At 67.4% G+C, this 13,924-nt stretch carries 13 protein-coding genes; 5 read left to right on the forward strand and 8 right to left on the reverse strand.

Going from position 1 to position 13,924, the window contains the following annotated elements; genetic code table 11:
* Nucleotides 1-111: 111 nt before the first annotated feature.
* Both AIOL_RS08625 and AIOL_RS08630 read right to left on the reverse strand, forming a co-directional pair.
* A complete protein-coding gene (locus AIOL_RS08625; protein ID WP_049642608.1) occupies nucleotides 112-1,287 on the reverse strand; it encodes an FAD-dependent oxidoreductase in 1,176 nt (391 codons plus the stop codon).
* A 9-nt stretch (nucleotides 1,288-1,296) separates the two neighbouring features.
* Nucleotides 1,297-1,965 (reverse strand): pyrimidine 5'-nucleotidase, encoded by a 669-nt coding sequence (locus tag AIOL_RS08630; RefSeq protein ID WP_049642609.1) that lies wholly within the window; start codon nucleotides 1,963-1,965, stop codon nucleotides 1,297-1,299.
* Between the two features lie 114 nt (nucleotides 1,966-2,079).
* Here AIOL_RS08630 and AIOL_RS08635 point away from each other — a divergent pair, with 114 nt between their 5' ends.
* Nucleotides 2,080-2,718, forward strand: a complete 639-nt coding sequence (locus AIOL_RS08635; RefSeq protein ID WP_049642610.1) for a GntR family transcriptional regulator — start codon at nucleotides 2,080-2,082, stop codon at nucleotides 2,716-2,718.
* Here AIOL_RS08635 and AIOL_RS08640 read toward each other — a convergent pair.
* Both AIOL_RS08640 and carA read right to left on the reverse strand, forming a co-directional pair.
* Nucleotides 2,681-4,624 (reverse strand): glycosyltransferase, encoded by a 1,944-nt coding sequence (locus AIOL_RS08640; RefSeq protein WP_049642611.1) that lies wholly within the window; start codon nucleotides 4,622-4,624, stop codon nucleotides 2,681-2,683. The genes AIOL_RS08635 and AIOL_RS08640 overlap by 38 nt on opposite strands.
* 62 nt (nucleotides 4,625-4,686) lie before the next feature.
* Nucleotides 4,687-5,871 carry a glutamine-hydrolyzing carbamoyl-phosphate synthase small subunit gene (gene carA, locus AIOL_RS08645; RefSeq protein WP_049642612.1) on the reverse strand — a complete coding sequence of 395 codons (1,185 nt, stop codon included), beginning with the start codon at nucleotides 5,869-5,871 and terminating at the stop codon, nucleotides 4,687-4,689.
* Between the two features lie 187 nt (nucleotides 5,872-6,058).
* Between carA and AIOL_RS08650 the strand changes: the two genes are divergently transcribed.
* The gene (locus AIOL_RS08650) at nucleotides 6,059-6,517 is read left to right on the forward strand and encodes a GatB/YqeY domain-containing protein (protein ID WP_049642613.1); all 459 of its coding nucleotides are present in this window, start codon (nucleotides 6,059-6,061) and stop codon (nucleotides 6,515-6,517) included.
* 181 nt (nucleotides 6,518-6,698) lie between these two features.
* Here AIOL_RS08650 and AIOL_RS08655 read toward each other — a convergent pair whose 3' ends face one another.
* Together AIOL_RS08655 and AIOL_RS08660 are read right to left on the reverse strand one after the other, a co-directional pair.
* Entirely contained in the window at nucleotides 6,699-7,673 is a 975-nt protein-coding gene (locus AIOL_RS08655) for a hypothetical protein (protein ID WP_049642614.1), read from the reverse strand.
* Nucleotides 7,674-7,686: 13 nt separating this feature from the next.
* Nucleotides 7,687-8,181, reverse strand: a complete 495-nt coding sequence (locus tag AIOL_RS08660; RefSeq protein WP_049645341.1) for a DUF2244 domain-containing protein — start codon at nucleotides 8,179-8,181, stop codon at nucleotides 7,687-7,689.
* 289 nt (nucleotides 8,182-8,470) lie between these two features.
* Between AIOL_RS08660 and AIOL_RS08665 the strand changes: the two genes are divergently transcribed.
* Nucleotides 8,471-8,791, forward strand: a complete 321-nt coding sequence (locus AIOL_RS08665; protein ID WP_049642615.1) for an EthD family reductase — start codon at nucleotides 8,471-8,473, stop codon at nucleotides 8,789-8,791.
* Nucleotides 8,792-8,878: 87 nt separating this feature from the next.
* Here the strand turns inward: AIOL_RS08665 and AIOL_RS08670 are convergent, their stop codons facing one another.
* The gene (locus AIOL_RS08670) at nucleotides 8,879-11,092 is read right to left on the reverse strand and encodes an NADP-dependent isocitrate dehydrogenase (protein WP_049642616.1); all 2,214 of its coding nucleotides are present in this window, start codon (nucleotides 11,090-11,092) and stop codon (nucleotides 8,879-8,881) included.
* A gap of 246 nt (nucleotides 11,093-11,338) precedes the next feature.
* Here AIOL_RS08670 and trpB point away from each other — a divergent pair, with 246 nt between their 5' ends.
* Both trpB and AIOL_RS24940 read left to right on the forward strand, forming a co-directional pair.
* A complete protein-coding gene (gene trpB, locus AIOL_RS08675; protein WP_049642617.1) occupies nucleotides 11,339-12,592 on the forward strand; it encodes a tryptophan synthase subunit beta in 1,254 nt (417 codons plus the stop codon).
* A 177-nt stretch (nucleotides 12,593-12,769) separates the two neighbouring features.
* Nucleotides 12,770-12,934, forward strand: coding sequence for a DUF4344 domain-containing metallopeptidase (locus AIOL_RS24940; RefSeq protein WP_160314434.1), 165 nt, complete (start codon nucleotides 12,770-12,772; stop codon nucleotides 12,932-12,934).
* Here the strand turns inward: AIOL_RS24940 and AIOL_RS08680 are convergent.
* Nucleotides 12,931-13,716 carry a DNA-3-methyladenine glycosylase I gene (locus AIOL_RS08680; RefSeq protein ID WP_152912433.1) on the reverse strand — a complete coding sequence of 262 codons (786 nt, stop codon included), beginning with the start codon at nucleotides 13,714-13,716 and terminating at the stop codon, nucleotides 12,931-12,933. The genes AIOL_RS24940 and AIOL_RS08680 overlap by 4 nt on opposite strands.
* Nucleotides 13,717-13,924: the final 208 nt, after the last annotated feature.

The raw sequence follows: 13,924 nt of genomic DNA on the forward strand, positions 1-13,924 counted from the left end.
CGCCTCCGGCTCCGTGCGGGCGCGGTTGGGCACAAGGCGACGCTTCTTCGGCGCGCGTCGGAGCTGCCGCAGGCGCGCGCTTGCGTATTTGCAACAAGGTGAAGGGGGTGGTCAGCTTTGGCCGATCCCGGCGCGCATCAGCATCTGGCGCAGCGGCGCGATGTCATGCGCGGCGCGCAGGCCGGTGGAGCGCAGCGCCTGCGTCAGCGGGCTGCCGGACCTGCAGACCCGGTTGAAGAGGTCGATGGCCTGGGCGCGCAAGGCCGTGTCGCGGGCGCGGGCGGCCTCGTATTGTTGCAGCTGCTCCGGCGAGCCGAGCGGCGCCGCACCCGGAGCGGCGACGCGGTAGAGCGCCGCGATGTCCTGGACCGAGCTGTTGAGCCCCTGCGCCCCGATCGGGGGCAGCACATGGGCGGCCTCGGCGATCAGCACCACGCGCTCGGCGGTGAGCCGCGAGGCGGTCTGCGTCACCACGGGCCAGAGGTTGGGGGCGCTCAGGCGGTGCATCGCGCCCAGTTGGGCGCAAGCGCGCGCGGTCATCTCGGAATTGAACGCCTGTTCATCGAGGGTTGCGGCTCGGAGGGCCGCCGCTCCCTCCTGCATCCAGACCACCGCCGAGGCGGGCTGGCCCTGGTGGTCCGGCAGCGGCACGGTGGTGAAGGCGCCGCCCTGGTTGTAGATCTCGATGCTGGTGTTCTCATGCGGCTGCGCGTGGGTGGCGTGGAAGGCCAGCGCCTTTTGCCCGTAGCGCGTCGTGCTGGCGGCGATCCCGGCCGCCGCGCGCACCGGGCTGGCGCGCCCATCCGCCGCGACCACCAGCTTTGCGGCGACCTGGCGCCCGTCGCTGAGGCGCAGGCGGGCCTCGCTGGTGCGGGTGAGCATGGATTTGAACCCCACGCCGAGCGCGATGTCGACATTGGGCTGCTTGCGCAGCCCCGCGAGCAATGCCGCATGCGCCAGCGCGTTGGGGATGTTCCAGCCAAAGGTCTCCTCGCCCAGGCTCTGGGGCAAGAAGGTGCGGCTCTCGGTGATCTGGGGCGGCCAGCCCTGTGTGTCGACCACCCGCAGCGCGTTGAGCGGCGTGGCATGCGGGGCCAGCTCTGGCCAGAGCCCGATCGCCTCGAACAGGGCCCGGGCGGGCTGCAGATAGGCGGTGGAGCGCAGGTCCGTCTTGCCGCCCGGCGCGGGATCCACAAGCAGCACCGCATGGCCGCGATGGCCAAGTGCTGCCGCCGCGATCAGCCCGGCGATGCCGCCGCCCGAGATCAGGATATCGACCCGTTCCATGGGCCCTACCTAGTCGCCCGCGGCCATGCCGACCAGAAGCTGCGACAGAAAGCCCGCCAGGTCGTCGGTATGAAAATGCACATGCGCCGCGCCGTCGCCGCGCTGCGGGGCGACATGCACGGTGCGCAGGCCGCGGCGATGCGGCTCTAGTAGGTTGCGCGGGTCGTCCTCGAACATCGCGGCGCGAGTGGGGTCCAGCCCGTCGGCGGCGAAGACCGCATCGAAGGCCGCGGCGGTGGGCTTGGGCTGCCAGCCCGCGTGCTCGATGCCGTAGACCGCGTGGAAGGCCCCCTCCAGGCCGCGCGCCGCCAGCACCCGGCGCGCATAGGGCGCATCGCCATTGGTGTAGACGATGCGGCGGCCGGGCAGCGCGGCCAGCGATCGCGCCAGCGCCGGCTCGGGGTCGAGCGGGCTCATGTCGATGTCATGCACGTCGCCCAGGAAGTCCCAGGGGTCGATGTCATGCTCGGCCATCAGCCCCGCCAGCGTGGTACCGTGCTCTGCCCAGTAGACCTTGCGCATCCGCTGGGCCTCGGCCAGCGGCACCCCCAGGCGGGCGGTGATCCAGGCCTCCATGCGCCGCTCCATCTGGCCGAACAGGTCCGCGGAGGGCGGGTACAGCGTGTTGTCGAGGTCGAAGACCCAAGTCGTGACATCCTGGAAGGCGCGGTGCGGCATGGCGGCTTGGTAGCGCGCGGCGGCGGCGGCGGCAATGGTTTAGCTTGAATTCCAAGGCGGTAGCGCTCTAGCATAGGCGACCGAAGGTCTGGGGATCAAAGGGGCGGTGGACGGATGCAACAACGAGATGCCTATGGGCTCATCCTAGAGGCCATTGACGTGGGGCAATACCGGCCCGGCGAACGCCTGGTGGAGAACGAGCTGGCCGAGCGCTTTGGGGTGTCGCGCACCCCGATCCGCGAGGCGCTGCAGCGCCTTGAAACGCAGGGCCTTCTGACGCGGGACGGGCGGTCGCTGATCGTGGCCTCGCTGGATCATAACCAGCTGGCCGAGCTCTACATCGTGCGCGCCGAGCTGGAGGGGCTGGCCGCGCGGCTGGCCGCGCGCCACGCCACCGTCGAGGAGGTCAAGGTGCTGGGCGACATGGTCGAGGAGGACCGCGCGCTGATCGGCGACCCCTCGGCGCTCAGCCGCGCCAACCGCCGCTTTCACACGCAGATCCACCTGGCCTCGCATAACCGCTACCTGGTGCAGCAGCTAAACCTGGTGCATCGCTCCATGGCGCTTTTGGCCTCTACCTCGTTGGCGGCGGAGGGGCGCGGCGAGGACGCCCTGGCCGAGCACGCCAACATCGTTGAGGCGCTCCGAGAGGGCGACGGCGAGGCGGCCGAGGCGGCGCTTAAGGTCCATATCTCAAAGGCCTATGAGACGCGGCTTAAGCTCGACGCCGCACGGATCGAAACGCAGGGCTAGCGCGCCGGCGCGCGCGCGGCGCGGGCGTCTGCCCATGCGCCGTCTTGTCCCAGTAGAACGGCTTTGTCAGCAGCTCCAGCGCGGCCTTGTAAGAGGCCAGCGTGGCCAACGGGAAGTAGAAATAGAGCGTCGGGACCCAGCGCATCAGCCCGCGATGCCCGGTGCGGCTTACCGCGTGGGCGCGGATGCCGATGCTGGTGGCCTCGGACGCCACGAAGATCGCCACGATCGCCCAGATCACCGGGGCGCCGAAGGTCGCGGGCGCGGCATGCCCGAACCCCAGCGTAATCAGCCAGAACGACCACAAGACCGGCGCGATGGCGAACTGGGTCAGCGTGCCCAAGAGCAGCAGTTGCACCCCCATGAACCGCCAGGCGCCCAGATCCGCCCAGAGCCGCACCGGGCGCCGGTTATGCACCCCCCAGGTCACCGCGTAGCCCTTCAGCCAGCGCGAGCGCTGCTTGATCCAGGGCCAGGCGCGGCAGTTGGCCTCCTCGGCGGTGACCGAATCCAGCAGCTCTGTGCGAAAGCCGCGCCGCGCCAGCCGGATGCCCAGATCGGCATCCTCGGTGACGTTATGGGCGTCCCAGCCGCCGATCGCCTCGAGCACCTTGCGCCGAAAGAACAGCGTCGTGCCGCCCAGCGGGATCACCATGCCCAGGCGCAGCAGCCCTGGCAGGATCACCCGGAACCACGAGGCGTATTCGATGGTAAAGCAGCGCGACATCCAATTGGCGTCGGCGTTGTAGTAATCCAGCACGCCCTGCAGGCACACGACCTCTGGCGGGGCCTCCTGAAACTGCTGCACAACCCGGCGGATCTGGTCCGGGGCGGGGGCGTCCTCGGCGTCATACACCCCCACGATGGAGCCGCGGCAGAAATCCAGGGCGTAGTTCAGCGCCCGGGGCTTGGTCTTGAGCTGCGTGGCGGGCACCACAATGCGCCGAATGAAGCCCGGCAGCGCGGCCTGGTCCAGCGCGTCACAGGTGACCTGGTCGTCGGATTCCACGATCAGGCAGACATCCAGCAGCTCCTCTGGGTAGTCCAGGCGCGACAGGCGCTTGACCAATCGGCTGGCGATCTCGCGCTCGCGGTAGAGCGGCACCAGGATAGACACGGTGGGCAGTCGCGTGGTTGCCGTGTTGACCGGCGCGGGCGCGGGCAGGCGCGCGGCCTTGACCGAGACCCGCCAGGCGGCGAGCTTTAGCAGCGTCTGCCCCACCAGGGTCAGGAGCGTCCAAACCAGCAGCGTAAGGAACACCGCCTTCGGCGCCAGAGCGACGCAGGCAAGCACCGCCGCCATCGCCAGCAACAGCCCCAGCTTGGGCCCGGCCGCCGACCAGTGGCGACAGCTATCCTCGGCGGGCACGCGGGTCTCGGCGCGGCGGGCGAGGCTGCGCGAATGCCGGTTCAGCACCGCCTGGTGCAGCTCTAGATCGGTGGTGACGACCATCTCGACCGGGCCGAACATCGCGGTCAGCTCGGGCTCGATCTCGGCGAAGCGATCCGGACGCGCGGAGGCCACAAGCACCCGGTTGTCGCGGCGCTGCCAGGGCAGGACGCCCTCGGTCACACAGCGCTCCATTCCAAGGCGGTCGATCAGCTTGGGGTCGGGCGGCTCATAGGTGAAGTCGGCCACCTCGGTGGCGAACTGATCGGCGATTGTGTGGATCAGGTCGTCCTTGTCGATCAGCCCATGCGCCAGCAGGATGTCACCCAGGCGCGCGTCGACCTCGGCCTGCAGCGCCAGCGAGTGCAGCTTTTGCTCGGGCGAGAGCAGCCCACGCTCGACCAGCATCTGCCCAAGCGGGCGCCGCAGCGCCGGCGGCGCCGCCTGCGGTGGCGCGCGCACGTTCAGGGCAACAGCGCCCGCGCTGTCGTGGGTGGAACACTCCACGGCGTGCATCTAAGTGACCGCTCCGATTAACCTTCTCGGCGACAGGGTTGTTCAGAATGGTTAAACGCAAGTTAACAAACGGGTGCGGCCGCCGCGTTTTTGTGGTTTTTCATGGCCGCCGCGAAGCGCTCGAACAGGTAGTAGCTGTCCTGCGGGCCGGGGCTCGCCTCTGGGTGGTACTGCACCGAGAACACAGGCCGGTCCGCCATGCGGATCCCGCAATTGGAGCCATCAAAGAGCGACACATGCGTCTCGACCACGCCCGCGGGCAAGGTCTGGCTGTCCACGGTGAAGCCGTGGTTCATCGAGGTGATCTCGACCTTGCCGGTCTCTAGGTCTTTCACTGGGTGGTTGGCGCCGTGGTGGCCGTGGTTCATCTTGATGGTCTTGGCGCCAAGCGCCAGCGCCATCATCTGGTGGCCCAGGCAGATGCCGAAGACCGGCAGGTCGGTCTTGGCCAGCACCTCTTGGATCATCGGCACCGCATAGGCGCCCGTGGCCGCCGGGTCGCCGGGGCCGTTCGAGAGGAACACGCCGTCGGGGTCATGCGCCAGCACCTCCTCGGCGGTGGCGGTGGCCGGCAGCACGGTGACGTCGCAGCCCACCGAGGCCAGGCAGCGCAGGATGTTGCGCTTGGCGCCGTAATCCACGGCCACGACCTTATGCACGGGCGCGGTCTGAGGCGCGTAGCCCTCGGGCCAGGCCCAGCGCATCTGGTCCCAATGGTAGCTTTGCGCGCAGGTGACCTCTTTGGCGAGGTCGAGCCCCTCCAGCCCGGGGAAGGCGCGGGCGCTGGCGACCAGCGCCTCGATGTCGAACATCCCGTCCGGGCTGTGGGCCAGCGCCACATGCGGCGCGCCCTGCTGGCGGATCGCCCGGGTCAGGCGCCGCGTGTCCAGCCCGCCGATGCCGATCCGACCGCGCTTGGCCAGCCAGTCGGTCAGCCGCTCGGCGGCGCGCCAGTTGGAGGGCTCGGTCGGGTCCCATTTGACCACCATGCCCGCGGCCACCGGGTCGGCGGTCTCGTCATCCTCGGGGTTCACGCCGACATTGCCGACATGCGGGAAGGTGAAGGTGACAATCTGGCCCGCATAGGACGGGTCCGTCATGATTTCCTGATAGCCGGTCATGGCGGTGTTGAAGCACAGCTCGGCCTGGGTTTGTGCTGTCGCGCCAAAGCCTTGGCCGAAAAACAGCGTCCCGTCGGCGAGAGCCAGACAGGCGGTTGCCCCGTTGGGGCCTTTAGATGCGGGCATGGGAAGCGACTCCTCGGTCGTCAAATTGCCGGGAACCTAGTGAGCGCGGCGGTTTGGGTCAAGGGTGGTTGCGGAATTTTAAAATCGTTGAATTTCAAGGGATTAATCGAGGATCTGGGCTGTTGCCTCTTTGCGGGCGCCGCGGTAGGGTAGGGACTTCGCAACGGCTATGGGGACAACTCATCCGATGGGCATTCGCGACCGTATCGCCACAGGTCTAAAAGAGGCGATGAAGAGCCAGGACAAGCCGCGCCTGGCAACGCTGAGACTGATCAACGCAGCGATCAAGGACAAGGACATCGCCCTGCGCGGCGATGGCAACGCCGCGGGCGTGTCCGATGACGACGTGCTGGGCATCCTCGGCAAGATGATCAAGCAGCGCCAGGAGAGCGCGCGCGCCTATGAAGAGGGCGGGCGGCTGGACCTGGCGGAGGGCGAGCGCCACGAGGTCACGGTCATCGAGCAGTTCCTACCGCAGAAGCTGAGCGAGGACGAGGTCGCCGCCGCCGTCGACAAGGCGATCCGCGCGGTCGACGCGGGCTCGATCCGCGACATGGGCAAGGTGATGGGCGCCCTGAAGGCCGAGTATATGGGCCGGATGGATTTCGGCGCCGTGGGGCCGATGGTCAAGGACCGCCTGGGCTAAAGCGTGATCCAAAGGAGCGCCTTCGGCGCGCTCTTTTGAGCCCGTACTCGCCGCACTGGGTTTTGCAGAGCAAAACCTCAGCGGCGCCTGCGTGCGGGCGCGGCAAGCCGCAAGGCGACGTGTCGTTCGCAGGGCGGGTATGGGCGCCGCGACGCGATGCGTATTTCAGACAAGGTGAAGATCAGGGCGCCTTGGGGCCGCCGACCCGCCAGCGGTCCGCGTAGTGCTGGATCGCGACGGTATTGTGCCGCGTGCCGCCGCCCATGCCGCGATTGAAGAGCCCCAGCCGCGTGGACTGGAAGGCGCGGCGTTTCGACCATGGCACAAAGCTTAGGCTGGGCGCGGGGATCACGAATTTCGGCGCGCAGCACAGCGCGGATGTGCGCACGTCATCCACATAGCGCAGCGCCTCGGGACCCTCCAGGGCGCTGATCTCTGCGAGGTCGAAGAAGCGCGGCCGCACCAGGTAGCTGAACACCCCCAGCATCACGTCCACCTCGCGCGGCTTTTTGAGCCGCGGCGCGCGGATCGGGGCGGGGGGCTGCATCAGCAGGTTCGAGCGGATCGTGGTGAAGCGGTCCGTGAGGTCCGCCGGCACCACCCAGCCGCCCATAGTGAGCGCGTAGTCGGGCTGGCGCGCGGCCATCGCCTCGTAGCAGGCCACCAGCCATTTGGGGTAGATGCGGTCGTCGTCCAACACCAGGAGCGGGGTGTCGGGGGCCTCCGCGGCCAGGGTCGGGATCAGCTTGGTGCCGGGGCCGAGATCCTCGCTGCGGCGGATCTCTAGCGCGCGCAGCGCATGGAGCTCGGGCGGGATCTGGTAGGGCAGCTGCTCGCGCAGGCTGAACCCCGGCACGTTCAGCACGATCCGCGCGGGCGGGCGGGACTGGTCCAGGAGGCTGCGCAAAGTGTGCTTGAGCAGGCCGATCCGGCTGGGAGTGGTGGTGAGCGTGATCACGATTTCCGAGCGCTCGGGCGCGGCGGCCCAGGCGGCGTCCAGCTCGGTCAGGCTGCGCCGCGACAGGTGCCACTCGCGCAAAAGGTCATGGGGCAGCCACTCGCCCTCAAACAGGTGATGGAGCCAGACGGCCAAGCCGGCCAAGAGCGCAAAGGGCAGCAGTATCAGGATCGCGGTCATGGCCGATGCGTCGGGCATGACCGCCGCGCTGTCAATGGGCGTTTCGGTTCAGTGCGCGCAGCCGGTCCTGCAGCTCGGCAAAGAGCGCGGCGCGCTCCTCCGGGCTGAGGAAGGCGCCCAGCTCTACCGCGCGGTCGCCGCCCTTCAGCGTGAGGTAGTTCGCGACCGGCCCGCCCGTGGCATGCATCTCGACGCGCACCCAATAGGGGTTGGCCTGCCAGCTCTGCTGGTCGCCTCGCGGGTTGCAGCGCACCAGCTCCATGGTGTCGGCGGCCAGGGTCAGGTCCTCGCGCAGCGCCCCGTCCGCGTCCGAGCGCCGCAGCGCGTACCAGATCGCCCAAAGCGCGCCGCCCAGGAACGGCAAGAGCCCCCACAGGACCGGCGAGCCCAGCACCGCCAGCAGCGGGATCAGCAGCATGCAGGCGGTCACAATGATGAAGGTCGCGAAGCCCTGCGGCGGCAGGGAGCGGTGCGGCCATAGCTCTAGGCGTTGCGGCGGCTCGGTGCTGGACCAGCGATAGGGCATGTCTGGCATCGTAGCCTGTTGGCGGCGCGAAAAAAGGGACATATTGGCGCGGCGGTTGGAGCGCTTGCCCAGACCAGCGCTGGGGAAAAGGGCGAGCGCCAAGCAGAACGGGATCGCGACGCTCGTTGCACCGTGAATATGCGAAGCTACGTGCTAGGTGCCGTCGTGATAGGCGCGCGCCTCGCCCAATTGCGAGAGATTGACCACTTGCCTGCGCTTGACCGCCGCGAGTGGCGCCGTCATGCTTGACGGCATTTCACAAAGCCAAGCCACTGAAGGAGGTATTTCTATGACCCAAGTCTCTCTTGTCGTGCTCTATCCGCAGCCCAGCGATGCCGCGCAGTTCAACACCGACTACGAGGCGCATGTGGCCTTGCTGCGCAAGCACGCCGGTATCCCGGAGGACCAGACGCCCTATTCCGTGATGCGGTTCGCGCCAAACCCCGACGGCAGTGCGGCGCCGTTCTATCAGATGTTCTCGATGCCCTTCGCTTCGGGCGAGGCGCTGCAGGCCGCCATGGCCACGGCGGGCATGCAGGAGGTCGCGGCGGATGCGGCGCGCATTTCGTCCGGCGGTGCGCCGGTGATCCTGGTCGGCGCCGGGGCGTAGGCTAATTTAAAGCCATAGCGCCCGCGGATCGGGGCGTGCCGCGGCGCGAACGAGCGCGCCGCTTGCATATCTTAGACCGTCGAGAGCCTAGCCGATGATCGCGTTCAGCGTGGCGCTGGGGCGCATGATCGCGGCGACCTTGTCGGCGTCGGGGTGGTAGTAGCCCCCCATATCGGCCTTGGGACCTTGTGCGGCGGCCAGTTCCGACAGGATCGCGGCCTCGCCCTCGGCGAGGGCCGCCGCGATGGGCGCGAAATGCGCCGCCATCTCGGCATCATCGGACTGCGCGGCCAGAGCCTCGGCCCAGTAGCGCGCGAACCAATAGTGGCTGTCGCGGTTGTCCGGCTCGCCGACCTTGCGCGAGGGCGAGCGGTTATGGTCCAGCACGCCCTGCGTGGCCGCCTCTGCCGCCGCGCCCAGCACGCCCGCCTTGGCGTTGCCCTGCGCATCGGCCAGGAAGTTCAGGCTCTCGCCCAGGGCGCAGAACTCGCCCATGCTGTCCCAGCGCAGGTGGTTCTCGGCCTGCAGCTGCTGCACATGCTTGGGGGCGGAGCCCCCGGCGCCGGTCTCAAACAGCCCGCCGCCCTGCATCAGCTTCACAATCGAGAGCATCTTGGCGGAGGTGCCCAGCTCGAGGATCGGGAAGAGATCGGTCAGGTAGTCGCGCAGCACGTTGCCGGTGATGGCAATCGAGTCATTGCCCGCGGTGATCGTCTGCAGGGACTGCACCGTGGCCTCGCGCGGCGCCATGATCTGGAACTTATCGGCCACGCCAGCGGCCTCCAACGCGGGGGCCACGTATTTGATCAGCTCGGCGTCATGGGCGCGGTTCGCGTCCAGCCAAAAGATCGCCTCGGACCCGGTCAGCCGCTGGCGGTCCATCGCCAGCTGGATCCAGTTCTCGATCGGCGCCTTCTTGACGGTGCAGGCGCGCCAGATGTCGCCCGCCGCGACCGCGTGGGAGTGCAGCACGTCGCCATTCGCCGCCACGACCCGCATCTCTCCCGCGCCGGGGGCCTGGAAGGTGGTCGGGTGAGAGCCGTATTCCTCGGCCTTCTGCGCCATCAGGCCGACATTGGCCACAGCACCCGCCGTGGCGGGGTTCAAGGCGCCATTGGCCTTAAAGAAGTTCACCGTCTCGTCATAGACGCCCGCATAGCAGCGGTCGGGGATCACGCAGTTGGTGTCGCCCTTGGCGCCGGTCTGGTCCCAGCCCTTGCCGCCGGCGCGGATCACCGCAGGCATCGAGGCGTCGATGATCACATCCGAGGGCACGTGCAGGTTGGTGATGCCGCGGTCGCTGTCGACCATATACATCGAGGGGCGGTCCAGCGCGTCGATCTCGGCCTGGATCTCGGCGCCGTTCGGCATGGCCGCGATGGCGGCCAGCACGTCGCCCAGGCCGGAATTCGGCATCCCGCCCGCGGCCTCAATCGCCGCACCATGCTTGTCCCAGACCGGGCCCAACCAGGCCTTGACCGCGTAGCCAAAGATGATCGGGTCCGAGACCTTCATCATCGTGGCCTTCATATGGAACGAGAACATCGTGCCATCCGCCATAGTGTCGGCGATGGCGCCGTCCAGGAACTCGGCCAGGGCGGCGACGGACATGAAGGTCGCATCGGCCACGGTGCCCGCCTCGAGCGGCCAGGCCTCCTTAAGCACGGTCGTGCCACCCGCGCCCACGAACTCGATGCGGGCATCCCCCGCCTGAGCGGCGGTGATGGTGGCGGATTTCTCGTTGGCGTAGAAGTCATTGCCCGGCATGGACGAGACCTTGGTCTTGCTGTCACCGGACCATGTACCCATGGAATGCGGGTTGGCCTGGGCGAAGTTCTTCACCGCCCGCGCCGCGCGGCGGTCAGAGTTGCCCTCGCGCAGGACTGGGTTCACCGCCGAGCCCTTGATGGTGTCGTATTTGGCGCGGATCGCCTTTTCTTCGTCGGTCGAGGGGTCCTCGGGGTAGTCCGGCAGGGCGTAGCCCTGGGCCTGCAGCTCTTCGACGGCGCCGACAAGCTGCGGCACGGAGGCCGAGATGTTGGGCAGCTTGATGACATTGGCGTCCGGCGTCTTCACCAGCTCGCCTAGCTCGGCCAGGTCGTTGGACTGGCGCTGCGCCTCGGTCAGGGCCTCGGGGAAGGTGGCCAGGATGCGCCCGGCCAGCGAGATGTCCTTGGTGCCGACACTGATCCCCGCGGCCGAGGCGAATTTGCGGATGATTGGCAGGAAGGAGGCGCTGGCAAGCTCCGGCGCTTCGTCTACAATGGTATACAATATGTCGGGCTTCGAGGTCTCGGCCATGATCCTAGGGTCCTTTGCGAGTCAGAGGCTGGTGCGGTTCGCGCCATGGGGATAGGGGCCCCGGCGCGTGTTTATCGCGCCCTTCCTTAAAGGAATCCCAAGAATGTGCAACGGGGCAGATGCGCGCGGCCGCCTGGCGGCGCGGCCTGGCCCGCCCAGATTTTCGTGCAGCTTTCGCCCGCCACCGCTTTACCGCGCCCGCACTTGGGCTATAACGCATCCCTGACGCAGGAGAGGACCCGATCCATGGCCGAAGACCTTATTAATTCCTTCATGACTGGCCCCGACGAGGGCGGGCGCTTTGGCAAGTTCGGCGGGCGCTTTGTGTCCGAGACGCTGATGCCGCTGATCCTGGACCTGGAGGCCGAATACGAGAAGGCCAAGACCGACGACAGTTTCTGGGCCGAGATGGACGACCTGTGGAAGCATTACGTGGGCCGGCCCTCGCCGCTTTACTACGCCGAGCGGCTGACCGAGCGGCTGGGCGGCGCCAAGATCTATCTCAAGCGCGACGAGCTGAACCACACCGGCGCGCATAAGATCAACAATGTGCTGGGCCAGATCATCCTGGCGCGGCGCATGGGCAAGACCCGCATCATCGCCGAGACCGGCGCGGGCCAGCACGGGGTCGCCACGGCTACGGTCTGCGCCAAGTTCGGCCTGAAATGCATCGTCTATATGGGCGCCCATGACGTGGAACGCCAGGCGCCCAACGTGTTCCGCATGCGCCTTTTGGGCGCCGAGGTGGTGCCGGTGACCTCGGGCCGCGGCACGCTGAAGGACGCGATGAATGACGCGCTGCGCGACTGGGTGACCAATGTGCGCGACACGTTCTACTGCATCGGCACCGTAGCGGGGCCGCACCCCTACCCGGCGATGGTGCGCGACTTTCAGTCGATCATCGGCAAGGAGGTGCGCTGGCAGCTGGCCGCGCAGGAGGGCGAGGGCCGCCTGCCGGACACGGTGATCGCGGCCATTGGCGGCGGGTCGAACGCGATGGGGCTGTTCTTTCCGTTCCTGGACGACAAATCGGTGCGCATTATCGGCGTGGAGGCCGGCGGCAAGGGCGTGGATGACAAGTTCGAGCATTGCGCGTCTTTGACCGGCGGGCGCCCGGGCGTGCTGCATGGCAACCGGACCTATCTGCTGCAGGACGGCGACGGGCAGATCCTAGAGGGCTTCTCGATCTCCGCCGGTCTGGACTATCCCGGCATCGGACCGGAGCATTCCTGGCTGCATGAGACGGGCCGCGCCGAATATGTCTCGATCACCGACAAGGAGGCCCTGGCGGCGTTCCAACTGTCCTGCGAGACCGAGGGCATCATCCCCGCGCTGGAGCCGTCCCACGCGCTGGCCCATGTCCAGAAGATCGCGCCCGAGCTGCCCGCCGACCATATCATCGTGATGAACATGTGCGGGCGCGGCGACAAGGACATCTTCACCGTCGCCAAGCACCTTGGGTTTGATATGTCGGATACCGAGGGTCGCGAGATGGAATGATCCGCGCCGCTGCATTTGCGGCTTGTCTGGCGGGGCCCGTCGTTGCCGACGAGGCGTTCGTCGAGGCCAACATCCTGGGCATCTTCTACCATGAGCTGGGCCACGCGGTGATCGACATCGGGGGGGGGCGCCCAACTTGGCCAGGAATAGGACGCGGCGGACGTCTTCTCGATCATCGTGATCGACGCTCTGAACGACGAGCTGAGCCTTGCGGCGCCATTGACTGTCACAGTCGAAAGCTGCGGCGAGCCCAATGGGTTTTACGATCTGGACGCGCGCGCGATCATCATGTGCAGCGCGTTCGAAGACCACCTCTTTGAGATGGCCAAGCAGCTGAACTAGGCGCTTGCCGCCGCGTGTCGGCGGCGCTGCGCCTGGGCCTTTTTCTCCATCCAGATCGTCGATTGGCGCCCCTTGTGGAAGCGCTTCCACGGCGTTTGCCGCCCACGGAAATGGCTGTTGATGCTGAGCGCGCAGACCTGGCTGACCTCCGAGATCGAGCGCCCCGATTGCGCCGACCAGATATTGAGCGCGTCTTGCACGTCTTGCATCTCGGCGCGGGTCTTGGGGTTGGCGTCGATCACGCGCTCGGTGATCAGCCGGGCGCGCAGGTGGTGGTCGAGGATAAAGCCGTCGACACCCATCTCACGCATCGCGCGCTGGGCGTGCAGCCCAAGCAGGCGTCGCCCGTTCTTCTTGAGCAGGTGCAGCAGCCCGACAAAATCGTCCGAGGGCCAATCCGCGAAAAACTCCGCCGCGGTGCCATATTCCTCGGCCAGGTTGAGCATCATCACCGCGTTGTCGCGCACCGCATGCGGCTGCGTGCCCCTGCGCCAGAGCCGCTTGTCCTCGGCCATGCGATCCAGTTGGGCGTCGTCCATCAACGCGCAGGCCTCGATGTCAAAGGCGTGGAACGCCTCTTCAAAATCGCCCCAGACGCGGTCGATCAGAGCGTGGCTGAACCGCGCAGAGTAGATCGACTTGCTGATCTGGGCGAGCCAGCGGTCGTCGCCGATCTGCGCCAGCTCCGAGGGCTCGCGCGGGGCGACCAATCGCGCCTCCAGCGCCTCGGCGCCGTCCTGGCGGTGCTGCGCCATGTCGTAGATCTCATCAAAGCTGCGCATATGCCGCCCTTGCTCCATTATGTGGCCAGAAAACACGCCGCGCATTAAGATTTAATGAACATCAAATTGGAGGCAAACGCTGGCCGGGCTGACGAAGGCGGGCATGGGGTGCCGTGCGTAATGCGATGTCGTCCGCGTCAATGACCTGTCGATGCCGCGCATTGCTGGACAGAATGGAATTGTTTGGCCTGACGCGGGCATTGGCGCG

This window comes from Candidatus Rhodobacter oscarellae, assembly GCF_001078595.1.
In the GTDB taxonomy this organism is placed as follows: Bacteria; Pseudomonadota; Alphaproteobacteria; order Rhodobacterales; family Rhodobacteraceae; genus Rhodobacter_B; species Rhodobacter_B oscarellae.

What these genes read in the sequence shown, in the direction of transcription:
- AIOL_RS08625 (WP_049642608.1), bottom strand. Translation starts at nt 1,287, where the DNA reads ATGGAACGGGTCGATATCCTGATCTCGGGCGGCGGCATCGCCGGGCTG.
- AIOL_RS08630 (WP_049642609.1), bottom strand. Translation starts at nt 1,965, where the DNA reads ATGCCGCACCGCGCCTTCCAGGATGTCACGACTTGGGTCTTCGACCTC.
- AIOL_RS08635 (WP_049642610.1), top strand. Translation starts at nt 2,080, where the DNA reads ATGCAACAACGAGATGCCTATGGGCTCATCCTAGAGGCCATTGACGTG.
- AIOL_RS08640 (WP_049642611.1), bottom strand. Translation starts at nt 4,624, where the DNA reads ATGCACGCCGTGGAGTGTTCCACCCACGACAGCGCGGGCGCTGTTGCC.
- carA (WP_049642612.1), bottom strand. Translation starts at nt 5,871, where the DNA reads ATGCCCGCATCTAAAGGCCCCAACGGGGCAACCGCCTGTCTGGCTCTC.
- AIOL_RS08650 (WP_049642613.1), top strand. Translation starts at nt 6,059, where the DNA reads ATGGGCATTCGCGACCGTATCGCCACAGGTCTAAAAGAGGCGATGAAG.
- AIOL_RS08655 (WP_049642614.1), bottom strand. Translation starts at nt 7,673, where the DNA reads ATGCCCGACGCATCGGCCATGACCGCGATCCTGATACTGCTGCCCTTT.
- AIOL_RS08660 (WP_049645341.1), bottom strand. Translation starts at nt 8,181, where the DNA reads ATGCCCTATCGCTGGTCCAGCACCGAGCCGCCGCAACGCCTAGAGCTA.
- AIOL_RS08665 (WP_049642615.1), top strand. Translation starts at nt 8,471, where the DNA reads ATGACCCAAGTCTCTCTTGTCGTGCTCTATCCGCAGCCCAGCGATGCC.
- AIOL_RS08670 (WP_049642616.1), bottom strand. Translation starts at nt 11,092, where the DNA reads ATGGCCGAGACCTCGAAGCCCGACATATTGTATACCATTGTAGACGAA.
- trpB (WP_049642617.1), top strand. Translation starts at nt 11,339, where the DNA reads ATGGCCGAAGACCTTATTAATTCCTTCATGACTGGCCCCGACGAGGGC.
- AIOL_RS08680 (WP_152912433.1), bottom strand. Translation starts at nt 13,716, where the DNA reads ATGCGCAGCTTTGATGAGATCTACGACATGGCGCAGCACCGCCAGGAC.